This is a genomic window from Parafrankia sp. EAN1pec, from assembly GCF_000018005.1.
GTDB classification, from domain to species: domain Bacteria; phylum Actinomycetota; class Actinomycetes; order Frankiales; family Frankiaceae; genus Parafrankia; species Parafrankia soli.
This window is the reverse complement of record NC_009921.1, coordinates 8,134,494-8,155,400: the sequence shown is the minus strand read 5'-3', so window position 1 is coordinate 8,155,400 and position 20,907 is coordinate 8,134,494. Positions and strand designations below refer to the sequence as shown.

Genomic DNA, 20,907 nt, shown 5'->3' with positions numbered 1-20,907 from the left:
GCGGCCGACGTGTGGGGTGCCAGAACTCGGCCACCGGCCTTGACCTGGTCATTTAGGCGGCTCGTTCGTATTCGTTGATCAAGTCGCCGAGGATGGGTCGGCGCTTGATCTGTTCCTTGGTCAGGTCGGCGATGGGGTGGTCGGGTCGTGGTGGTTGAAGGTCACAGCCGCGGTGGGGTCGCTGTCCGTTGTAGTGGGCGGCGTAGTCGGCCAGGACGGTGCGCAGATGCCGTTCACCGAAGATCAGCATGCGGTCGGTGACCTCGGTCCGGACCGTGAGAACGAACCGCTCAGCGTAGGCGTTCGCCCGGGGGGTTCGGGGTGGGATCGTGACGGTGGTGATGCCGGCGTCGGCGAGGACCGCGTCAAAGGATGCGGCGAATTGTCCGGCCCGGTCGCGGACCAGGAACTGGAAGTCGGCGGCCCGGGCGCCGAGGTCCATGAGGAGGTTGCGGATCTGTTGGGTGGTCCACGGTCCGTCGGGGTGGGCGGTGACCCCGAGGATGTGGACGGTGCGGGAGCCGACTTCCAGGACGAAGAAGCAGTACAGACGCCGCAGCGTCACCGCGCAGTCCACATGGAAGAAGTCGGCCGCCAGCATGGTCGCGGCTTGGGTGCGTAGGAACTGCCGCCAGGTCGTGTCGGTGTGTCGCCTGGGTGCCGGGGGCAGCCCGAGGGTCTTCAGGACCCGGCGGATCGTGGACGCGCCGACCTCGTGGCCGAGCGTGAGGAGCTCGCCCTGGATTCGCTGGTAGCCCCATGTCGTGTTCTCGGTCGCGAGCCGCTTGATCAGCGTGGCGATCTCCGTGCTGATCGGTGGCCGTCCGGTCCGCTGCGGGTGGGTCCATTTCCGTGTGATCAGACGGCGGTGCCACCGGAGGACGGTGCCAGGGGTGACCAGCCGGTGGGCTCGCAGTGCCCTGGGTAGGAGTCGGGTCAGTGCGGCGAGGACCGCCCGGTCTGCCCAGTCCCACCGGGGCTTGGGCTGGGTATGGCGCAGCACCGTGACCTCATGCCGTAGCACCAGCAGCTCGATGTTCTTCGACGCCGACGAGCGGCCGAGTAGAACCAGCCAGCTACAGACCCGAACGAAGATCAGGTACAGCAGGCGTACGGACATAGTTGACCATCATGCCGCCGGCCCCGCGCCGGCGCATCGCCCCAGGTCACAGGCTCAAGCCGACTTCTGGCACCCCACAGGCGGTCGAGATCGGCTCGGGAACCGGCCGGGTCGCCCTCCCCCTCGCCCGCACGGGGGTCCCGGTCGTCGGGATCGACGCCTCCGGCGAGATGACCCGCCAGCTGCACCGTTCCTCCATGACGGAGGGGCTTGCGGTCACCGCGGTCGAAGCCGACGCGGCGACCTTCACTGTCGCCGACCCGGTTCCGCTGATCTACGCCGTGTTCAACACGTTCTTCCTCCTCGCCGACCGCGACGTCCAGGCCCGGTTCCTGAGCCAGGCCACGAAGGCTCTCGGCGACGGCGGATCGCTGGTGCTGGAGACGTTCGTGCCCCGGCCCGGACGGCTGCCCGACGGGCCGCATCCCGGCGTGTTCCCCGCCGACTCCGCCGTGGTCGTCAAGCAGCGCAGCACCGACCGCGTGGTGCTGTTCGCCGCCACAAACACTGTCACCGAACGCACCTTCGACTACCACGAGATCGTGCTGGCCGACGGGGCACCGGTCCGGATGTACCCGGGCCGGATGCTCTACCTGTGGCCCGAGGAGATCGACGCCTTGGCAGCAGCCGCCGGTCTCCGACTCGCGCACCGGTGGGGCGACTGGGACGCCACCGCCTACGACCCCAACACGGCCCGCAAGCACGTCTCGGTGTATCGCCGCTGAGCGGCGGCTCCCGCGCTCAGCAGCGAGCGACGTCGCGGCGGTCGCAGGCGTGGGCCGCGAGGTCGCGGCAGACCACGGCGAAGTCGAGACCGGCGGCGTGCAGCCCCATCGGCCAGGTGCTCGTGTCGGTCATGCCCGGGGCCACGTTCACCTCCAGGAACTGCGCGACACCGTCACGGTCGACGATCATGTCGGTGCGGGACAGGTCCCGCAGCCCCAGCACCCGGTGCGCCGTGAGCGCGGTCTCAGCCGCAGCCCACAGCACGTCCTTGTGCAGGCGCGCCGGGGTGAAGAACGAGGTGGCGCCCGCAGTGTAGCGGGCCGCGTAGTCGTACACCCCCGCCCTCGGCTCGATCTCGACGGCCGGCAACGCGACCGGCCCGTCGCCGCTGTCGACGACACCGATGGCGATCTCGACCCCGGCGACGGCCTGTTCGATCAGCGCCGAGTCGTGGTACCCGAAGCAGCTCATCAACGCCTCGGCGAGTCCACCCGCGTCGTCGACGTGCGTCACCCCGAACGCCGACCCACCCGCGCGGGGCTTCACCACGACCGGCAGTCCCAGCCGGGCGACGATCCGCTCGATCAGCGCGGCGGCCCCCAGGTCGTGGAACGCCTCGCGGGGCAGCGTCACCGCCTCCGGTGTCGCCACCCCCGCGGCGCCGACCGCCGCCTTCGCTGTCGCCTTGTCGAACGCCACCCGGCAGGCCGGCGGCAGGGCACCGACGTAGGGCAGGCCGTACAGATCCAGCACCTCGCGGATCGTGCCGTCCTCGCCCGAGGTCCCGTGCAGCACCGGGAACACCACGTCGGGCGGGTCGGCCGCCAGCGCAGGCAGCGTCGCGGCATCGACGTCGGCCAGCTCCGCCTCGACCCCGATGCGGGTCAGTGCGTCGCGCAGCTTCCCCCCCGAATGCAGGGAGACCTCCCGTTCGGGGGACAGCCCGCCGGCGAGGATCAGCACACGGCCCAGATCAGTCATCGTCGGATCCTTCACAGCGTCGGGCACATCAGGGACGGGAACCGAAGGTGTCACGCAGGGCCAGCTCATCCCGCACGACCGCGCCCAACCGGCCGACCCCCTCGCGGATACGCTCCGGCGGCGGGTAGCAGTACGACAACCGCATGCTGGTACCACCCGAGCCGTCGGCGTAGAACCCGATCCCGGGAACGTAGGCGACCCGGGCAGCGATCGCCCGCGGCAACATCGCCTTCGTGTTTACCCCGTCCGGCAGCGTCAACCAGACGAAAAACCCCCCGTCAGGGCGGGTCCAGCTCGCACCGGGCGGCATCACCTCGTCCAGGGCGTCGAGCATGGCGTCGCGGCGCTCCCGGTACATCTCCCGGAACGCCTTCACCTGCTCCGCCCACGGCTGGGTCGCCAGATACCGCTCAACGGCCAGCTGCGTGAACATCGACTGCGACAGGATCGCCGACTCCGCCGCCAACACCAGCCGGGCGGTCACCGCAGGCGGTGCCAGCGCCCACCCGACCCGCAGCCCCGGCGCCAACGTCTTCGAGAACGAACCCAGATACACCACGTCATCCGGGGCGTCGGCGCGCATCGCCCGCACCGGCTCACCTGTGAACGACAGCAGCCCGTACGGGTTGTCCTCGACCACGAGTACCCCCGCCCGGCGGCACAGCTCGATCACCTCGGCCCGCCGTGGCGGGGTCAGCGTGATCCCGCCGGGATTCTGAAACGTCGGCACCGTGTAGAGCAGCTTCACCCGGGCACCCTCGGCGGCCAGGCGGCTCAACGTCTCCGCGAGCGCGGACGGCGACAGGCCGTCGCCGTCCATCGGCACGTGCACGATCCGCGCCTGGTAGGCCGCGAACGTGTTGATCGCCGTGACGTAGGTCGGCCCCTCGGTGACGACCACGTCGCCCGGGTCGATGAACACGCGGGTGAGCAGGTCCAGCGCCTGCTGCGACCCGGCGGTCACCACCACGTTGTCCGGGTGGGTGTCGGTGATGCCCTCCATCGCCATCACGTCACAGATCCGCGCCCGCAATCCCGGATCACCCTGCGCCGAGCCGTACTGAAGCGCCACCGCACCCCGGCTCAACACCAGCTCCGACACCGTCGCCGCGACCGCCTCCAACGGAAGGACGTCGACCGGAGGCATCCCCCCGGCGAGCGACACGATCTCGGGACGGGATGCCACCGCGAACAACGCCCGAACCTCGCTCGCGATCATCCCCTGGGCACGCTGGGCGTACCGATCCCGCCACCGATCGAGAGTCACGCTCCGCGACACTACCTGCCGTACCCACCCCGCCGCACACCGGGCAGTGAGGGTCGCGGCGCCGGCCGCAATCGGCCCAACACGTTCTCCGCCGACTCGCCGACTGCACCTGCCCCGATCCGTCTCACTCCCGACGTCACTTGCCGGGTTCGTGAGGAAACTGTCGCACTCAGTTATTACGGTTGAGCCATGAGAAATCTAGCTGAGCTGGCCGTGTCCGTTACCGAGTTCGCGGCGCGCAACACCATGACGCTGGTGCCCGCGGTGCCGGAACGCGACCTCGCCCCGGAGGCGAACATCTCGCCGGACACGGTGGACCTCCAAGGCTTCCTCGCCTTTGCCAGGACGCTGGGCGGCGGAGTGCTGTACCTCAAGACCAGGGCGCCGTCAAAGTCCCTTTTCGCTGATCAGGGCGATGGTCTGGAGGACGCGTTCGGGCTGGCGGGCGGTGGTTCGCAGGGCTTTGGCGATGCTTCTGTGTCCTGTGAGGCGTAGCGCGCTGATGGCGGTGTCGCGGGCGATCGCCCAGGCGAGTGGGGCGTTGGCGGTGCGGGCGGTGTGGCGGTCCTCGTCGAGGACGCGGTCGCGGACGTGGTGGATGGCTTCGACGGTCCAGTGGCCGCGGGCGCGGGCGCGGGCGGCGAGGTCGCGGGGGTGGGCCTGTTCGGCGGGCAGGCTGGTGACCAGGTAGAACACCTCCTCGGAGACGGTCGGCGCCGCGGTGACGGTCTTCTTGCGTCGGGTCCGTCGGCGCAGTTCGATGACCTGCTTGGTGCCCCAGAAGCCGACGAGTTTCGGGGTGGTGACGGTCAGCGCCTTCAACGAACGGACCTCGACCCGGCCGTGGCCCTTCTCGGCCGTCGTGACCAGGACGTCGGTCAGGTCGAGCCGGCCGGCCAGTGCCTCGAGGGCGGCGATCTCGTCGCCGCCGACGACCCGCTGGTGGCCGGCGGTGATCCCGGTGTCGTGCCAGACCGCCTCGAGGACCGCCTCCTGGCTCATCGCGCCCGCCTCGGTGAACGACCTGGTGCCTTTGAGGGTCTTCCCGTCGAAGGCCAGCCCCCGCGGCCCCGGGTCCCCGACCGTGGCGGCACGGGCGATCCAGCCCGAGAGCGCCTCGTCCAGCGCGACCGGGTCGCAGCCCTCGACCAGGCGTCGGGTCGTCCGCTCCGACGGGATCCCCCGGGTCAGCCCGAACCCGGCCAGCAACTCCGCCGGCAGGTCGACCGCCCACTCCCAGACCGCGGTGAACGTCTGCTGACCTGCCAGAACCCCGGCGAACCACAGCCCCAGCACCGACGCCAGCCCGTAGCGACGCCCCCGCGCCCGCCGCCGGCCGGGCACCGCGCCCAGTGCGCCGAGCAGCCCTCCGGCCCGCGCGACGGCCCGGCCCGCGAGCAGGGCCCGTCGACCGTCGGGAACGCGGGTAGGCGACACTGAAGGCACGGACGCGGCCCCACTCTCGGACGATCATGGTGTAGGAACCTCGATCATCCCGTGGGCGCCGCGTCCGCCCATTTCCCAGGGCCGTTCCCGGCCCGCCCCTGTAGCCGCTACCGGACCGCGAGGCCGGCCGACACGCCGATCACGACTTTGTCGGAGCCCTGGCCAGATGGTGGCGACCCCGACCGAGTAGCCCAGCCCGACGAGCTCTCCTGGATCCTGCGGTGGCCCCAGGTCGGATTCTCAGTGCGAGGCGCAGGACCAGCTCGCGGATCTCCCGGCAGATCGGTGGCCGCTCGGGCGACGTCCGCGATGGCGGACCTCGCCGACGCAACAGCGCCGGTTCGAGTCCCTGGCGGCCCGCCTCGGAGGGCATTTCCTGCGCATTTTTTTGAAGCATTCCCGATGGCGATTCGTCGAATCTTTCGAGGACCCCGGAGAACTTCCCGAGCCGGTTCTTGGGATACCCGCGAAACCATGCGGTTTCTCACCGGCTACTGATCTGCTACACGGGTCAGGGCAGGGTCCGGCGCGGATTCAAGCATGATCGGGAACGGCTCTTCTTCGCCCTTGCCTTCCGCTCCCGGTGGCGGAGTCCGCAGAGATCCGGTTCCCCCTAGAAGTGATCACACTGACGGTACATGCCCCGCCAGGGCCTCGCCGGTCACGACTGGATGCAACAGACCCCACTGACAGCGCGAACCGTAGGTACCAGCGGACCGCCAGCACGATCACCTCCGGCGGAAACCGGATCTCTGCGGACTCCGACACCGGCACCGGCGGAACGACCGCACCTCGACCCATCACTTGATCATGCCCGACAATCAGCGCGAAGGCCTGCCCTGGCCGGACGCAACAGAGCCGTACATCACGCCCTGGTCAGAGGTTCACCGGGACTGGCGGGGGAGCGTCGGCGTCCAGCGTCGGGGAGAGGCCGAGCTTCTCCTTGATCCGTTTTTCGATCTCGTTGGCCAGGTCCGGGTTGTCGCGCAGGAATGACCGTGCGTTTTCCTTGCCCTGGCCGAGCTGGTCGCCGTCGTAGGTGTACCAGGCGCCGGACTTACGGATGATGCTGTGTTCGACTCCCATATCGATCAGGGAGCCCTCGCGGCTGATACCGCCGCCGTAGACGATGTCGAACTCGGCAGTTCGGAACGGTGGGGCCATCTTGTTCTTGACCACCTTGACCCGCGTGCGGTTGGCGACAGCCTCCGTGCCGTCCTTCAGCGTCTCGATGCGGCGCACGTCGAGCCGGATCGACGCATAGAATTTCAGCGCCTTTCCACCGGTGGTCGTCTCTGGCGACCCGAACATGACGCCGATCTTCTCGCGGAGCTGGTTGATGAAGATGGCGGTGGTGCCGGAGTTCGCGAGCGCTCCGGTGATCTTCCGCAGTGCCTGCGACATGAGTCTGGCCTGCAGGCCTACGTGACTGTCGCCCATCTCCCCCTCGATCTCGGCGCGCGGCACGAGGGCGGCCACCGAGTCGATGACGATGATGTCCAGTGCGCCGGAGCGGATCAGCATGTCCGCGATCTCCAGCGCCTGCTCCCCGGTGTCGGGCTGGGAGACGAGCAGGGCGTCAGTGTCGACGCCGAGCTTCCCCGCGTACTCCGGATCGAGGGCGTGCTCGGCGTCGATGAAGGCCGCGATGCCTCCTGCCGTCTGCGCGTTCGCGACAGCGTGTAGCGCGACGGTGGTCTTTCCGGACGACTCCGGCCCATAGATTTCGACGACGCGTCCACGGGGAAGACCCCCGATGCCGAGCGCGACGTCCAGCGCGATGGAGCCGGTCGGGATGACCTGGATCGGCGGCCGGATATCGTCACCCAGCCGCATGATCGAGCCCTTGCCGAACTGCTTGTCGATCTGCGCGAGCGCGTTCTCCAACGCCTTCTCGCGGTCGGGTCCCACCATTGGAGTTACTCCATGCTGACTGAGGTCGGCGGGTCTTGGCCACGAGCCGACGCTAGGCCGTGGGACCGACAGTTTCGGAAGCCGGGTCGGTTCTGTGGGCGGCGGAGATTCTGTGGGCAACAGTAGCCGAACATTCGTTCGAAGGCGCGACGACACGCCGGCACACACCCGCGTTGGGCTGGTGCCTGGGGGACTCCAAGATCTGAGTTTCGGTCTGTGGGCTGGCTTTTTGCGGTTGAGGTGATCGTCTATGGGAGTTGTCGGCCGGCGTTGCGGTACTCGTTGAGGAAGCCACCGAGGACCGGTCGGCACCCGACCCGCTGCCGGGCTAGGTCTGTGACGGGGTGGGCGCGCCGTGGAATCCCTCGCGGTTCACGCGGGGGAGGACGTCAACGGTGTAGCCCAGGGGTTCGCTGGCCATGCCGCGCGGTGATCAGCGGCCCTTCCGGGGGGTTGATCCGCGGCGGAGCACGGGCCACGTCGCTGCCGCGACGGCCGCGGTCAACAGCAGGAGCGCGGCGAGGTCAAGCGCCCAGGTGCCGGCGTCGTCCTTCCACAGCGGGTCACGATCGGGGTCGCCCTGCCGGTAGCCGGTGGTCGCGGCGACCATCGCGAACCCCCATCGGGCCGGCATCAGGTACGCGAGCTGTTCCAGTGGCGGGCGGCCGTTCAGGGGGATGAGCAGCCCGCACAGCAGGAACTGCAACAGCAGAACGACGACCAGGATCGGCATGCCGCGATCGGCATTGCTGATCAGCGCCGAGACCAGCAGACCCTGGACCATCGCGGCCAGTGCGACCGCGATCATGGCGACAGCGACCTCGGTGACCCCGCTCCCCAGCGCGAGCGGAGTGTCCGGCCCGGGTTTGCCGACCAGTCCGGCGAAGGCCAGGATCACGGCCTGCACACTGGTGATCATGCCCAGGACGGCGAGCTTCGACCAGAGGTAGGCGCTGCGGGAGAGCCCGATCGCCTGCTCCCGGCGGAAGACGGAGCGCTCCTTGACCAGTTCCCGGAACGCTCCGGCGAACCCCGTGAACGCGCAGCCGAGGACGAGCATGAGCATGAGCGGGGCGATGTCGTCGTCGGGGTTGGTCTGCCGGCTCTTCCATGACAGGCCGTGCCCACCCGGCAGCAGTTGCGCGAACAGGCTCAGGACCAGCGGTAGCGCCAACAGGAACAGGGCATAGGCCCGGTCGGCCGCGATCACCGAGAGGTAGCGGCGGGCGAGCACGGCGAACTGGCGCAGTGCCGGCTGCTGGCGTGGCGGTGGGTCCGGCACGGCTGGCGCCGGACCCACCGCGGGACCCACCGTGGGCTGCGCCGCGCCGCTCGGCATCCCGTACTTCGCGTACTGGGGCGAGGCCCGGAACCGGGCTGTCCAGTCGACGTCCCGGGACTGGTCGAGGAGCAGGAACATGTCCGCGAAGTCGCGCTGGCCGAAGTAGCCGAGCGCCTCGCCGGGCGGGCCGAAGTAGGCGAGCCGGCCGCCCGACGCGAGCACGAGCAGCCGGTCGCACAGGTGGAGCTGTGCGGGTGAGTGGGTGACGACGACCACCGTCCGGCCGTCGTCGGCGAGCGTGCGCAGGGTCTGCATCACCGACTTGTCCATGCCCGGATCCAGCCCGGACGTCGGCTCGTCGAGGAAGAGCAGCGACGGGCGGGTGAGCAGCTCCAGCGCGACGCTGGTGCGCTTGCGCTGGCCGCCGGAGAGGGTGCTGATCCGCTGGTCCGCGTGATCGGCCAGCCCCAGCTCGCCGAGCACTTCCTCGACCCGCGTGTTGCGCTCGGCCGCGGATGTGTCGGCGGGGAACCGCAGTTCGGCCGCGTACCGCAGGGCCCGGCGGACGGTCAGCTGTGGGTGCAGGATGTCGTCCTGCGGGACGAGGCCGATGCGCTGGCGCAGTTCGTCGTAGGACGCGTAGAGGTCGCGGCCGGCGTAGCGGACCTCACCGGAGTCGGCGGGGCGCTGCCCGGTCAGCGCGCCGAGCAGGGTGGACTTCCCGGCGCCGCTCGGGCCGACGACGGCCAGCAGGCTGCGCTGCGGCAGGGCGAACCCGACCCCGTCGAGGAGCCGCCGGCCGGAGCGGGTGACGGCCAGGCCGTCGGCCTCGAACGAGATGTCACCCGAGTCGGTGTACTCGACGAGGGTGCCGCCCTGCAGGTGCAGCAGGGCATGCCCGATGCCGACGATGTCCCCGGCCCCGATCGTGGCCGCCTGGCTGATCCGGTGGCCGTTGACGAACGTGCCGTTCCAGCTGCCGAGGTCGACGATCCGATGCTCGGTCCCGACCTGGCGCAGCTCGGCGTGCCGGCGCGAGACGAGTGGGTCGGTGAGCACGATGTCGCACTCGGGCGCGCGGCCGATGACGATCGGCGCAGCCCCGACCGGATGCAGCGCCGTGGCCTTACGCCCCCACCACGTCCCGCCCGGGCGGGACGCGCCGGCGGTGCCCGGCGCCGGTGCTGTTGGTGGCAGTGCCGTCGGTGGCGGTCCGGAGGTGGGCTTGCCCGGCGCCTGTGCCGTTGGCGGTAGCCCGGAGGTTGGGGAGCCCGGCCCCTGCGTCGTGGGTGAAGGCGTGGCGGTGGCTGGCCGTTTCGGCTGGTGGTGCCTGGTTTCGAAGAGCGCGGTGGGTGTGGCCGGTGATGCGGGCGGCGTTGGCGGCGGGGCGCTCGCAGCCTGCCACCAGCCCGACGCGGGTGTGGCCGGCGGTGCGGGCGGTGCGGGTGGTGCGGGCGGTGCGGGCGGTGGTGTGCTTGTGGCCTGCCACCAGCCTGACGCGGGTGTGGCGGGCGAGCCGGGCGGCGCTGGCGTTGGCGGACCAGGCGCAGGCGCAGACGGGGGTGAGGACGCGGGGGTCGCCGCGGGGGCTGCGTTCGTCCGCGTCCACCACCTGCCGCCCGTGGCCAGGGCGGCGGGCGGCTGAGCCGGGGCCGCCGAGCCGAGGGCTGCGCGGGCGGCGGCCGCGAACACGGACGCGGCGGGATGCCGGTCGGCCGGCGACTTGGCCAGGCCCTGCGCGATGACGGCGTCGAGGGCCGCCGGTGCCCCTGGCCGCACGGCCGACAGGACGGGCGGTGGCTCCTCCAGATGCGCCCTGATCACCCCGAGCCGCTCGGCCGTGACGAACGGCCTGCGCGCGGTCAGGCACTCGAAGAGCAGGCAGGCCAGCGAGTAGACGTCCGCCCGGTGGTCGACCCGGTCGGAGAGGAACCGCTCGGGCGCCATGTACTCGATCGAGCCGATCGCCGCCCCGGTCGCGGTCATCCCGGCACCCTCGACCGTCCGGGCGATCCCGAAGTCGACGAGGTAGACGAAGTCGGTCGGACGGCCGCGGCCGGCGCACAGCACGTTGGACGGCTTGACGTCGCGGTGCACCAGTCCGTCGGCGTGCGCGGCGTCCAGTGCCGAGGCGATCTGCTCGACGACGTCGACGGCGGTCCGCGGGTCGAGCGGCCCGCCGCGCAGGACCGTGCCCAGGTGGGAGCCCTCCACCAGGCGCATGTCGATGAAGAGCTGGCCGTCGATCTCGCCGTGGCGGTGGATCGGGATCACATGCGGCTCGCGTAGCTGCGCCACCGTCTCGGACTCCCGGCGGAACCGCTCGGTGTAGTGCGAGTCCCCGGCCAGGCTCGGGAGCAGGAGCTTGAGGGCCACCATCCGCTGCTGCCCGGTGTCGTAGGCCCGGTAGACCTCGCCCATCCCGCCGCGGCCCAGCAGCTCCTCGATGCGGTACGGGCCGAACATCCGCTGCGTCATCGCGCCTTCCCCGGTGGTTGTCGCCGTCGCCTTCGCCGTCGCCGGACCAGGAGGACGAGGACGATCAGCGCTGGCACGAGGGCGAGCAGCGCGGAGATGGCGGCCTCGTCGGAGGGGGCCAGGCCGGTCAGCGTGGCGGCGATGAGGGCACTGCCAAGCCCCCAGGTCGCCACGGCCGCGACCGCTGCGAACAGGTACCAGCCCACTGCGCGCAGCCGTCGCCCGGCGGCGCGCACGGGAGCCCACTGGGCCGGTCCGGACTGGGCCGGTCCGGACTGGGCCGGTCCGGGCTGCGCCGGTGCCGGTCGCCCTGGTTCCGGCCGCTGCCCGGGCGGCTGCTTCCACCACACGGTCTGCCCCGCCGGCGGAGCGGGCTGGGGAGGCGGCCACGGCGGCGCGCCGGTGGTCTGGCGCGGCGCGGTGGTGCCCTGGACCGTCGCGGTGGTGACCTTGACCGGCGCGGTGACGGCTGGGAGCGGCGCGGTGGTGGCCTCGGGCTGTGCGGTGGTGGCCTCGGGCGACGCGCCGGCTGGCGGGTGGGCGGCCGTGCGCGTCCACCAGGGGACGGGCCCCGAGATCAGCCCTTCCAGGTCGCCGGTGGCCGTCCAGCCTGGGGCGCAGCAGGCCCGCAGCCGGGCCGAGAGCTGGTCGATCCGTGGGTCGTGCAGCCGCTCGACCCACGACCACACCTCGGTCCGGTGCGGAGGCTGGTAGTCCCTGTCGCGGAAGAGCAGGTTCTCGCCGTCGTTGAGCTGCTCCCACTGCTTCGGCTCGCGGGCGAGCGCCAGCAGCGAGAGGTAGATGACGAGCCCGGGGAAGGTGTCCATCCACGGGCCCCAGGGCCGGTTCTGGGGCTGGTAGTTGCGGTGTCCGCCCTCGGACGGCGGCGAGGAGCCGGTGAACGGGGCGATCCACGAGCTGTCGAAGTCGACCAGGCGCAGCTGGCCGGCCGTGTCGACGAGCACGTTGCCGTGTTGCAGGTCGCCGTGCGCGAACCGGGCAGCCTGGGTCCGGCGCAGCAGGTCACGCCAGGACGCGGCGAGCGTCGCCAGCGCCGCGCGGTCGTCGGCCTCGACAAGGTCCTCGACGTGCCGGTCGAGGGTGTGCCCGTCCACCCATTCCATCTGGACCATCGGCCAGCGCCGACCGTTGATGAGAATCGCGTCGTCCACCCACCGGCAGCCGGCGACGTCGCCGGTGAGCCCACGCTCGGTGAACCAGGCGTTGAGCGCGGTGTAGCGCTGCTGGGTGGAAGCGTCCTCGCGGGTGAAGAACCGTAACGCCTGCGCGGTGCCGCCGACCGTCGCCCGGAACACGACCGCCGTGCTGCCCGACGCCGGGACGGGAATGCCCAGCATCGGGTGTACGTCGAACCGGGCCTCGGTCAGCTCGGGACGGTTGAACACGAGATCGGGCCGCTGCACGGCTTTGATGTAGTCCTCGGCGGACAGCTGGTCGCTCACAAACACACCACCAGTGCGCCGGGCTCGGCCGTGGCGAGCCGGACCCGCAGCAGCGTGACGTCGTCGTTGCGCATCCGCCCGGCCGCGCGCTGGTCGGCGACGATCGCCGCGAACGCCGCGTCGTGGTCCAGGCCGGCGAGTGCCGCCCAGAGCGATGCCTCGTCGCGATCGGCCTCCAGCAGCAGCCACTCGGCCAGCGCGTCGGTGGCGATGAAGAGCACGTCGCCCGCGCGAACCTCGCCGCTGGCCAGCTCCAGCGCACGCAGCATCGGGCCGAGCGCCTCCGGGCGGGTGCCGATCCCGTCGGGGGAGAGACCGAAGTCGTCCGCGCCGATCGGCGGGAAGTGCGTGAGCAGCCGGCCGGCCCGGACGTGGAAGAGCACGGTGTCCCCGAGGGCGGCGGCCTCCCAGCGGGCCCGGGGCCCGTCGAGGCCGGTGAGGCGACATCCCAGGAACGTCGCGAACGACCCCTGCGTGTGGAACTTGTGCTCCTCGATGACGGTCGCGAACCGCGCGGGCGCCCCGGCCACCCACAGCCGCTGGACCTGCTCGAACCAGGCGCGAAGCCCGTCGGGGGTGAGGTCGGGCCCGGTGTCGGCGACGAACGAGCCGACCAGGTGCGCCACCCAGCGGATCGCGTCGTAGGCCTCGGTGGCGCCGTCCACGACCACGTAGCGGGGGGCGACACCGGTGGCCGGGTCGCCGTCGTGGCAGGCGGCGGCGTCCTCCCATTCCGATGCCGCGCTGCCCAGCTTCTCCAGCCAGAAACAGGCGGAGCGGGCGAGGATCATCAGCAGGTCCTCACCGGTCGCGGACGTCGGCGACCCGGGTGCCGATCTCCAGGAACCACACGAGCGTCGCCAGGCCGGCGTTGAACACGAATCCGCGGGCACCGTCGGCGATCTCCACCCGCGCGCCGCGGGCGTTCGCGACCATCGACGCCGGCAGCGTGCTGGAGATCGCGAACAGCTCGGGGCCCGGTTCGGGCAGGTCCGCCGCCGTGACCGGGAACAGCGCCTCGGGCGCGACTGTCGGTGAAAGGAAGATGTTGAACAGCAGTGTCCGGCCGTGGCGGGTCTCGATCGAGGTGAGCCGGGCGGCCCACTCGGCGAGGTCGGCGCCGTCGAACGGGCTGTCGGTGACCATCCCGTCGGTGATGTTGATGACGATCGGTGGGAACGAGTCGGGGTGGCTGGCCGCCCACCCGTACACATGCTCGCCCGCCGTCGCGATGGCCTGGCACATGGGGGTGCGGTAGCCGAACACCGGCTCGATCCAGACCGGGAGCCGGGAGCCGGCAACGGCGTCGACCGACTGCTCGGCCTCGACCCGCAGCGGGTTGTCGAACACCTCCGGGATCGGCACGATCGGCTGCCCGGCCAGCGCCGGCTCGACGCCCTCGCCGCCCGCCACCGGGCAGGCGCCGTAGCCGAAGACCCCGACGTCGAAGTAGTGCCTGGCCCGGCCGCCGACCTCCTTCGCCGACTTCACACACAGATCGAGCAGGATCTTGTTCACGGCGCGGGCGGCGCCCTCGGCGAGCGTGCCCCCGCTGGACTGCCACGGCTGCTTCATCGAGTCGGACCGGTCCAGCAGGAACACGATGCAGCCGGGGTTGGTACGGGAGAAGGTCTGCTCGTACATTCGTCCATCCGTCCTGGTCAACACAGTTCCAAGGTCAGCGCGGTCCCAAGGTCAACACGGTCCCAAGGTCAGCGCGGTCCGGAATCCGACGCGGTCCTGAGCTCGACGCGTCCTGGTCAACGGGTACTCCGGCGGCGACTCGCGACGACGGCGACCGGCCACGCGGTTCCGGGCCGCCAGGCCCACTCGTGGCCGTCGACACGGCAGCGGAACGCATACCCCGCGCCGGTCTGCTGGACGTCGAGGCGGAACGCGCCGCATCGCGGGCACTGCACGACGCGGGCTGAGTCGCGCAGCTCCCCGAGATCGCGGGGAGCCGGGCGGGCCGGCACGGTCGCGGCGGCGGGCGCCGCCGCCGGCGGGGCGTCCCTGGTCCACCACTGCCCCGCGGGCGGGGCACCGCCTGCCGGCCGCCCGACCGGCAGCACGAGCTGCGCGGTCTCCGGCTGCCCGGTCTGCTGCTGCGCGGTCTCCGGCTGTGCGGTCTGCGGCTGCGTGCCGCCGGTGCCCGGCCCGAACGACGGGCGGTCCGGTTCCGGCGGCCGGGCGCGGTCCGTGAGCGGTTGCCCCAGCAGAGCCGCGAGCAGCGTGCCGACGGCGGCGGACCCGAGTACCACGGCGAGCGTCGTCTCGAACGGGCGATCCCGGAACAGCAGGGCCCAGCCGAGCCCGGCCGCGACGAGCGCCGAGGCCGCGAGCAGCGGGACCCGCCCCGCTCGTCCCGCCGCGGCCCGCCCCGTCATGACTTCTCCAGGCGGAACAGCACGTCGGCGGCCGGGTTGGTGACCGACTGGCACTGCTGGCTGCGGGTCTTCGTGTCGGCGAACCACCAACCGGTCGGCGGGTCCAGGCAGACCACCGCGTTCAGCGGCAGCTCGGACGGCGTGAACCGTCCGTTCAGGTCGAGGGCCTTGCTGGCCAGGTCGCGCTGCGCGTAGCTGATCGTGACCTGGCTGTCGGTCGGGAATGAGCCGTCCTCGCCGGTCCACTTCGCGACCACCTGGACCTGCTCGAGGGTCACCTTGGTCGGGGTGCCGGCGGCTATCCGCTCCCGGCTGCACACCGACGCCGGGTCCGACCCGGCCACCCGCACCGGTGCCGCCGGCGGCACCACGCACACCTCGTGGTCGCCGGGAACGACGTCCACGGACCACCGGCCCTGCGTGTCGATCTCGGCTTCGGCCAGCATGGCCGCGCCGTGCCGGATCTGGACGGTCAGGCCGGCAGGCAGCCGGAAGCCCGGCGCCCCGGCCACGGTGCCGGTGACCCGCTCCGGCTTGTCGGTGACCGGCGACTGCGACGCCGCCGGCACGACGACGCCCGACAGGGCGACGGCACCGAACGCGATCGCCGCCGCGTAGCCGGGTGTCAGCACCGGATGCCGCCACAGCGACGCGCGGCGCTTCGTCACACGCATGTGAACGGGTAGTTGACGCTGCCCGAGCCGGACTGGTTCGGGGCGGAGACGACCACCGTGAAGCCCTCGCCGTCGGAGTAGCTCCCGCCGACGCGGACGACCTCGCTCTCGCCCTCGTCGAGGAACCCGGACGACGGGCTGACCGAGACACCGGACGCGGAGGCCGCGTTCCAGCGGATCATCCCGCCATAGGCGGAGATCTTCAGCTCGCTGTCGATGCTCGAGCAGTCGACGCGGTCCGTGCCGGTCGTGCCCCGCTGTGTGACGGTCGGGGTTCCCGTCGAGTCCGGCGTCGCGCTTGGCGTGACGTCCGGGGTTGCGGTCACCTCCGGCGTCACGCTCGTCGTGACGACCGGCTGCCCGCCCGGTCCCGGCCCCCCCGTACCGCTGCCGAGACCGGACGAGCCCGAGTCGGTGTCGATCTGGCCGCGGACGACCACGAGTACGACGATCACGGCGAGAACGCACGCGAACCCGGTCAGGACGGCCTTCATGGGAGGGAGTCTCGGCCGGGCCGGCCCCGGGCACATCCGTGCCAGTACTGGTTTCCGGGAGCGGTTCTCTCAGTGCTGACACCGAGGCCGGGGCCGACGGCCGGTGCTACCGTCCGTGAGATGGACCGGGTGGCGGTGGGCCGCGTCTTCATCGTCGACGACAGCGCGCCGTTCCGCACCGTCGCCCGAGCGCTCCTGGAGAGCGGCGGCTACCAGGTGGTGGGCGACGCCGGGACCGGGGCCGAGGCGCTGGCCGGCGTGCCCGAGGCGGGCCCCGACGTGGTGCTGCTCGACATCGCCCTGCCCGACATGGACGGGTTCAGCGTCTGCCGGGCGCTACACCGCACGGCCCCCGACGCGACAGTGGTGTTCTGCTCGGTGCGCGACGCCGAGCACTACGGCGACGCGGTCGAGCGGTCGTCCGCCGCAGGGTTCCTTCCCAAGTCGAGCCTGTCGGCGGCCGCGCTGGCGTTGATCGTGGGTCGTCGCACCGAGCGCAGGTAGGCGAGCACCGCGAGGACACGGCGGTTGTGTTCGGCCTCGTCGGGCAGCGCGAGCCGCTGGAAGACACCGCGGACGTGCGTCTCGACGGTGCGTGTCGTGAGGTGCAGCTCGTCGGCGATCGCGTTGTTCGACCGGCCCTGCGCCATCAGCGCGAGGACCTCCCGCTCCCGCGGGCTGAGCGCGGCCAGCTCGTCGCGCGGGCCGCCCCGGCCACCGACGAGCAGCGGGACGACCTCGGGGTCGAACGCGCAACCGTCGGCCGCCACCCGGCGCACGGCGTCCAGGAAGCCGGGCCCGGTGACCCGGTCCTTCAGCAGGTAGCCGACGCCGCGCGCGGTGTGCCCGACCAGCTCGTCGAGGTGCGCGACCTCCAGATGCTGGGACAGGAGCAGCACACCCGTCCCGGGGTGGCTACGCCGCAGCAGCACGGCCGCACGCAGCCCTTCCAGGTGGTAGCCGGGCGGCATCCGGATGTCGACGACCGCGAGGTCCGGGCGGTGCCGTTCGACGGCGTCGAGCAGCTCGTCCGCGTTCCCGGCCTGCGCGACGATCGCGCACCCGTCGCGTTCCAGCAGCTCGGCGAGCGCCGCCCGGAACAGCGAGGCGTCGTCGGCGAGGACGACGCGCGGCACGTCCTCGGCCGGGGCGGGTGCGGTGGTGGTCAAGACCCCTCCAGAGGTAACTCGGCGTGGACAGACGTCCCGGCGCCGGGGAGACTGCGCACGACCAGGCTGCCGTCGAGCGCGGCCGTCCGGTCGCGCAGCCCGAGCAGGCCGGTTCCGGCGCTCATGTCGGCGCCGCCGACGCCGTCATCGGCAACGGTGACGAGCAGCCGGTTACCGGACGTCCGCACGTGGACGTGGATCTGGTTGGCACGGGCGTGCTTCGCCGCGTTCGTCACTGCCTCGGCGGCGACGAAGTAGGCCGTCGCGGCCACCGGGTCCGGCAGCGGCGGCAACGCGGGCCCGTCGACGATCTGCACGGGGAATGCCGAACGGGCGGCGAGCGTCCGCAACGCGGGCAACAGCCCGGCCTCCGTTAGCACCGCGGGGTGGATGCCGCGGGCGAGCTCGCGCAGCTCCTTCACCGCCGCCTCCAGCCCGTCGGCGGCCCGCCGCAGGAGCGTGCCGAGCTCGGGGTCGGGGGGAGCAGGGCCGAGCCGGTCCCGCGCCAGCCGCAGGATCAGCGCGGCCGTGACGAGCTGCTGCTGGGCACCGTCGTGCAGATCGCGTTCGATCCGGCGGCGCTGCTCGTCGGCCGCCGCGACGATGCGGACCCGGGACGCCCGGACCTCGGTGAGCTGGGCCCGCACCTCAGCGGCGAGCCGCTGATTGTCCAGCTCCAGCGCCGCGGCCGCCGTCACGGCGTGCAGGACATGCCGGTCGGCGCGCAGCGCCGGGTCGTGCAGGAGCACGGCGACCACGCGCAGGCCGCGCCGGACCGGGGTCACCGCGTCATCCGGACGGGGCGTCACGGGCTGCCCGTCGGCGTCCAGGTATCCGTCGGTGGAAACGGCGTCCGAACCGGCATGGTCCGGATGGGGGTAGGCGATGCGCAGCGTGGGGTCGCCGAGCGCGCGGGCCAGCAGGTGGCGCAGCTCGGTAGGCGGCATCTGCGGCAGCTGCAGCAGGAGGTCCCCGACGGCCGTGCGGCCGAGCCGGACGCGCAGCGCGCCGGCCAGGAACGCCACCGGGAGCCCGAGGGTCGCGAGGTGGGCGACCTCGTTGATCAGTAGCGCGGTCGAACCGGTCAGCGCCGGGTGGAGCAGCGACGCGACGCTCCCGACGAGCCCGACGCCGTACACCGGCGCGAGCACCCGGCGGGCCGGCGGGGTGGCGACAACCCAGCGCCGGACGAGCAGCCCGCCGACAATCACGGCGAACACCACCTGCGTGCTGTCGACCAGCAGGTCCTGCATCCGGGACAGGTTGGCGACGAGCAGCAGGTTCGGCGTCAACGACCGGTAGAACGGGACGCCCAGCGGCACGAGGCCGAGCACGAACACGTACACGCCGCCGGTCACCACCCGCTCGGTGCGCGTCCGTAGCCGCCCCTCGGGGAAGGCCAGCAGGAGGTGCACGAGACATCCCGAGGCGACGCACCGGAAGAACATTCCGACGGTGTGCGGCACCGGGTAGCTCGAGACCTGCAGGTCCTCGGCGAACCAGGAGATGCCGACCATCACCATCCGCAACCCCAGCCGACCCGGTCGGCGCAGGTGCGTGACGGAACCGGTCAGCAGGTAGAGCCCGCCGACGAGGCCGGAGAAGAGGGTGCTTGTCGTGTCCTCGTCCCGACCGCCGTCGGAAAGCCAGAGCACCACCGCCCCGATGACCGCGCCCACCACGGCGAGTGCCGGCACCCCGTACCTCCGGCGGAGGTCGTCCCCGTTTCCGGTCATGGACGCCGCGGGCTTGCGCCGGTGGTCCACCGCGGGCGCGGCGGCGCCGTCGATCGCGGCGCCGCCGGGTGCCTCTCCCACGGCCGCCGTCCCCGGGAGGAGCCGCCCGCCCGCATGCTCGCGCACGGCCGCCTTCTCCACCCCCCGAACTGCCCGGAACCTGACCGGCGGATCGCTCAGGTTACTGATCGATTATTCGCCAGCCAGTGACCATCGACAAGGCAGTCGCTCACTCCGCGGAACACCGGAAAGGCGACTCGTGCCGGCCCTGCTCGCCGCTGGCGGCGTGATGACGGAAAGGCCTGGTAGACGGCCTCCCGCGTTGTGGTCGAGGCGACCGCCCCGGAAAATCCTTTGCGGCGACCGGCCGGGAATCGTGACACTGGCCGGGATGAATCGGGTACCTGGGCGGACCTTCAGCGCGGTGCTCACCGCCGACGGCGAATATCTGGGAACCCTGGGGCCGTTCGAGGCGGCCAGCCGCTGGTGGGCGGACGTCGAACCGGTCGTCACGCGCATCCGGCAGGAGACGGGGGTGCCCGTGATGGTGCTGCGCCTCCCGCCCCTCCGTCCGCGCCGCGCTGAGCAGCGCCGCTAGGAAACCAGGTTGAGCGCGGTGGCGAGGGCGCGCCATTGCGGCCGGGGAACAGTCGTCGGGTCCTCGGTGAGGACGTGGATGCACACGTGGTCCGCGCCCGCGTCCTGGTGCTCCCGCACGCGGCTGAGGACCGCGTCGAGGTCACCCCAGGCGACGAGCGCGTCGACGAGGCGGTCGCTGCCGCCGCCTCCGAAGTCGTCGGGAGTGAAGCCGAGCCGGAGGAGATTGTTGGTGTAGTTCGGCAGGGTCATGTAGCGGTTCACCGTGGCGCGGGCGATCGTGCGAGCCCGCTCCGGATCGGTCTCCAGGACGACCTTCTGCTCGACGGCGAGCAGCGGACCGCTCCCGAGGATCTCTCGGGCCCGCCGCGTGTGTTCCGGTGGGACGAGGTAGGGATGCGCGCCCGCCGTGCGCTCGGCGGCGAGGGCGAGAACCCGCGGGCCGAGCGCCGCGAGCGCGCGGTTCTCCCGGGGGACCGGCGTCTTCGCCGCGTCGAGGCCATCCAGGTAGTCGACCACCTTCTGGTACGGCCGCTCGTAGCGTTGCCCGGTCGGCTCGACGTTCGCGGCGTGCCCGGCACCGATGCCGAGAAGCAGTCGGTCGGGGTGGGCCCCGGATACGCGGGCGTAGCTGGCGACCACCTGGTCCAACGGCTCGGTCCAGACGTTGACGATCCCCGTGGCCACCGCGATCCGTGACGTCGCGTCCAGCAGTGTCTCCGGCAGCGCGAGGTCACCGGCGGAGGCGCCGATCCAGATCGCGCCGTACCCGAGATCCTCCAGCTCCGCGGCGATCTCCGCGTGCTGCCCGGCGTCGCCAGGCCAGTAGAACGAAACCCGCCATACTCCGACCCTGCCGACGTCAACCGCCACGGCCCCGTCCCTTCGCTGTGACTGGCCCTTTCGCTACTCCAGCCGTCAATGGCGACGTCGTATTCCACCTCACATCGCGGCGGCCCTTCGGCGGTTCCGATCCTGATCGAGTACCTGCGCGCCCGCCGGACGAAGGCGACGACAGGGGACGCCGCTGACCTGCTGAACGATGGCGCGGACGATGTCTGGTGAGCAGCTTGGCGGCGCACTCCTGTCACGCGCGGTAGCGCGCCCAGTCGCCGGCTCCCGACGCCGCGCGGGACGTCCACTCGCCCGGGTACTACACGCCGGACGGCACCA

18 protein-coding genes and 1 pseudogene are annotated in these 20,907 nt (G+C 71.8%); 3 read left to right on the top strand and 16 right to left on the bottom strand.

From position 1 onward, the window contains the following. Positions 1 to 52 precede the first annotated feature (52 nt). Complete coding sequence (locus FRANEAN1_RS33480; protein WP_020464117.1) at positions 53 to 1,120, bottom strand: integrase core domain-containing protein; 1,068 nt, start codon at positions 1,118 to 1,120, stop codon at positions 53 to 55. Positions 1,121 to 1,131: 11 nt separating this feature from the next. Between FRANEAN1_RS33480 and FRANEAN1_RS33475 the strand changes: the two genes are divergently transcribed. Then, a complete protein-coding gene (locus tag FRANEAN1_RS33475) occupies positions 1,132 to 1,845 on the top strand; it encodes a class I SAM-dependent methyltransferase (RefSeq protein ID WP_020464116.1) in 714 nt (237 codons plus the stop codon). A gap of 16 nt (positions 1,846 to 1,861) precedes the next feature. Here FRANEAN1_RS33475 and FRANEAN1_RS33470 read toward each other — a convergent pair whose 3' ends face one another. From FRANEAN1_RS33470 to FRANEAN1_RS33420, 12 genes and pseudogenes are all read right to left on the bottom strand, one after another. Further along, positions 1,862 to 2,827 carry a D-alanine--D-alanine ligase gene (locus FRANEAN1_RS33470; RefSeq protein WP_020464115.1) on the bottom strand — a complete coding sequence of 322 codons (966 nt, stop codon included), beginning with the start codon at positions 2,825 to 2,827 and terminating at the stop codon, positions 1,862 to 1,864. A gap of 28 nt (positions 2,828 to 2,855) precedes the next feature. Further along, positions 2,856 to 4,046: a PLP-dependent aminotransferase family protein gene (locus FRANEAN1_RS33465; RefSeq protein WP_041255062.1), complete on the bottom strand. Its 1,191-nt coding sequence runs from the start codon at positions 4,044 to 4,046 to the stop codon at positions 2,856 to 2,858. 435 nt (positions 4,047 to 4,481) lie between these two features. Then, positions 4,482 to 5,540, bottom strand: a complete 1,059-nt coding sequence (locus FRANEAN1_RS33460; RefSeq protein ID WP_020464113.1) for a transposase family protein — start codon at positions 5,538 to 5,540, stop codon at positions 4,482 to 4,484. Between the two features lie 687 nt (positions 5,541 to 6,227). Next, positions 6,228 to 6,341 (bottom strand): annotated as a pseudogene (locus FRANEAN1_RS41800) (IS6 family transposase); the annotation flags it as partial. Positions 6,342 to 6,416: 75 nt separating this feature from the next. Further along, positions 6,417 to 7,454, bottom strand: coding sequence for a recombinase RecA (gene recA, locus FRANEAN1_RS33455; RefSeq protein WP_020464112.1), 1,038 nt, complete (start codon positions 7,452 to 7,454; stop codon positions 6,417 to 6,419). A 433-nt stretch (positions 7,455 to 7,887) separates the two neighbouring features. Further along, positions 7,888 to 11,214 carry an ATP-binding cassette domain-containing protein gene (locus tag FRANEAN1_RS33450; RefSeq protein ID WP_020464111.1) on the bottom strand — a complete coding sequence of 1,109 codons (3,327 nt, stop codon included), beginning with the start codon at positions 11,212 to 11,214 and terminating at the stop codon, positions 7,888 to 7,890. Then, positions 11,211 to 12,677 carry a phosphotransferase gene (locus FRANEAN1_RS33445; protein WP_020464110.1) on the bottom strand — a complete coding sequence of 489 codons (1,467 nt, stop codon included), beginning with the start codon at positions 12,675 to 12,677 and terminating at the stop codon, positions 11,211 to 11,213. The genes FRANEAN1_RS33450 and FRANEAN1_RS33445 overlap by 4 nt, the downstream gene beginning before the upstream one ends. Further along, positions 12,674 to 13,468, bottom strand: a complete 795-nt coding sequence (locus tag FRANEAN1_RS33440; RefSeq protein WP_020464109.1) for a SpoIIE family protein phosphatase — start codon at positions 13,466 to 13,468, stop codon at positions 12,674 to 12,676. Before FRANEAN1_RS33440 ends, FRANEAN1_RS33445 begins: the two co-directional genes overlap by 4 nt. A gap of 10 nt (positions 13,469 to 13,478) precedes the next feature. Continuing rightward, positions 13,479 to 14,321: a hypothetical protein gene (locus tag FRANEAN1_RS33435; RefSeq protein WP_020464108.1), complete on the bottom strand. Its 843-nt coding sequence runs from the start codon at positions 14,319 to 14,321 to the stop codon at positions 13,479 to 13,481. A 116-nt stretch (positions 14,322 to 14,437) separates the two neighbouring features. Then, positions 14,438 to 15,064: a hypothetical protein gene (locus FRANEAN1_RS33430; RefSeq protein ID WP_020464107.1), complete on the bottom strand. Its 627-nt coding sequence runs from the start codon at positions 15,062 to 15,064 to the stop codon at positions 14,438 to 14,440. Then, positions 15,061 to 15,738: a hypothetical protein gene (locus FRANEAN1_RS33425; RefSeq protein WP_020464106.1), complete on the bottom strand. Its 678-nt coding sequence runs from the start codon at positions 15,736 to 15,738 to the stop codon at positions 15,061 to 15,063. The genes FRANEAN1_RS33430 and FRANEAN1_RS33425 overlap by 4 nt, the downstream gene beginning before the upstream one ends. Next, positions 15,729 to 16,232: a hypothetical protein gene (locus tag FRANEAN1_RS33420; RefSeq protein WP_041255061.1), complete on the bottom strand. Its 504-nt coding sequence runs from the start codon at positions 16,230 to 16,232 to the stop codon at positions 15,729 to 15,731. The genes FRANEAN1_RS33425 and FRANEAN1_RS33420 overlap by 10 nt, the downstream gene beginning before the upstream one ends. A gap of 72 nt (positions 16,233 to 16,304) precedes the next feature. Between FRANEAN1_RS33420 and FRANEAN1_RS39945 the strand changes: the two genes are divergently transcribed. Next, positions 16,305 to 16,736 (top strand): response regulator transcription factor, encoded by a 432-nt coding sequence (locus FRANEAN1_RS39945; protein WP_347176861.1) that lies wholly within the window; start codon positions 16,305 to 16,307, stop codon positions 16,734 to 16,736. On the opposite strand, the gene FRANEAN1_RS33415 is transcribed toward FRANEAN1_RS39945, so the two are convergent. Beyond that, on the bottom strand, positions 16,628 to 17,401 hold the full coding sequence (locus FRANEAN1_RS33415) for a response regulator transcription factor (protein WP_020464104.1): 774 nt from the start codon (positions 17,399 to 17,401) through the stop codon (positions 16,628 to 16,630). The two genes, FRANEAN1_RS39945 and FRANEAN1_RS33415, sit on opposite strands and share 109 nt — an antisense overlap. Then, complete coding sequence (locus tag FRANEAN1_RS33410) at positions 17,398 to 19,263, bottom strand: sensor histidine kinase (protein ID WP_020464103.1); 1,866 nt, start codon at positions 19,261 to 19,263, stop codon at positions 17,398 to 17,400. The genes FRANEAN1_RS33415 and FRANEAN1_RS33410 overlap by 4 nt, the downstream gene beginning before the upstream one ends. Positions 19,264 to 19,528: 265 nt before the next feature. On the opposite strand from FRANEAN1_RS33410, the gene FRANEAN1_RS41795 reads away from it, so the two are divergent. Further along, positions 19,529 to 19,735, top strand: coding sequence for a hypothetical protein (locus FRANEAN1_RS41795; RefSeq protein WP_157472891.1), 207 nt, complete (start codon positions 19,529 to 19,531; stop codon positions 19,733 to 19,735). Here FRANEAN1_RS41795 and FRANEAN1_RS33405 read toward each other — a convergent pair. Next, positions 19,732 to 20,607, bottom strand: a complete 876-nt coding sequence (locus FRANEAN1_RS33405) for an LLM class F420-dependent oxidoreductase (protein WP_020464102.1) — start codon at positions 20,605 to 20,607, stop codon at positions 19,732 to 19,734. The genes FRANEAN1_RS41795 and FRANEAN1_RS33405 overlap by 4 nt on opposite strands. Between the last annotated feature and the right edge of the window lie 300 nt (positions 20,608 to 20,907).

What these genes read in the sequence shown, in the direction of transcription:
- FRANEAN1_RS33480 (WP_020464117.1), bottom strand. Translation starts at nt 1,120, where the DNA reads ATGTCCGTACGCCTGCTGTACCTGATCTTCGTTCGGGTCTGTAGCTGG.
- FRANEAN1_RS33475 (WP_020464116.1), top strand. Translation starts at nt 1,132, where the DNA reads ATGCCGCCGGCCCCGCGCCGGCGCATCGCCCCAGGTCACAGGCTCAAG.
- FRANEAN1_RS33470 (WP_020464115.1), bottom strand. Translation starts at nt 2,827, where the DNA reads ATGACTGATCTGGGCCGTGTGCTGATCCTCGCCGGCGGGCTGTCCCCC.
- FRANEAN1_RS33465 (WP_041255062.1), bottom strand. Translation starts at nt 4,046, where the DNA reads ATGATCGCGAGCGAGGTTCGGGCGTTGTTCGCGGTGGCATCCCGTCCC.
- recA (WP_020464112.1), bottom strand. Translation starts at nt 7,454, where the DNA reads ATGGTGGGACCCGACCGCGAGAAGGCGTTGGAGAACGCGCTCGCGCAG.
- FRANEAN1_RS33450 (WP_020464111.1), bottom strand. Translation starts at nt 11,214, where the DNA reads ATGACGCAGCGGATGTTCGGCCCGTACCGCATCGAGGAGCTGCTGGGC.
- FRANEAN1_RS33440 (WP_020464109.1), bottom strand. Translation starts at nt 13,468, where the DNA reads ATGATCCTCGCCCGCTCCGCCTGTTTCTGGCTGGAGAAGCTGGGCAGC.
- FRANEAN1_RS33435 (WP_020464108.1), bottom strand. Translation starts at nt 14,321, where the DNA reads ATGTACGAGCAGACCTTCTCCCGTACCAACCCCGGCTGCATCGTGTTC.
- FRANEAN1_RS33430 (WP_020464107.1), bottom strand. Translation starts at nt 15,064, where the DNA reads ATGACGGGGCGGGCCGCGGCGGGACGAGCGGGGCGGGTCCCGCTGCTC.
- FRANEAN1_RS33425 (WP_020464106.1), bottom strand. Translation starts at nt 15,738, where the DNA reads ATGCGTGTGACGAAGCGCCGCGCGTCGCTGTGGCGGCATCCGGTGCTG.
- FRANEAN1_RS33420 (WP_041255061.1), bottom strand. Translation starts at nt 16,232, where the DNA reads ATGAAGGCCGTCCTGACCGGGTTCGCGTGCGTTCTCGCCGTGATCGTC.
- FRANEAN1_RS41795 (WP_157472891.1), top strand. Translation starts at nt 19,529, where the DNA reads ATGAATCGGGTACCTGGGCGGACCTTCAGCGCGGTGCTCACCGCCGAC.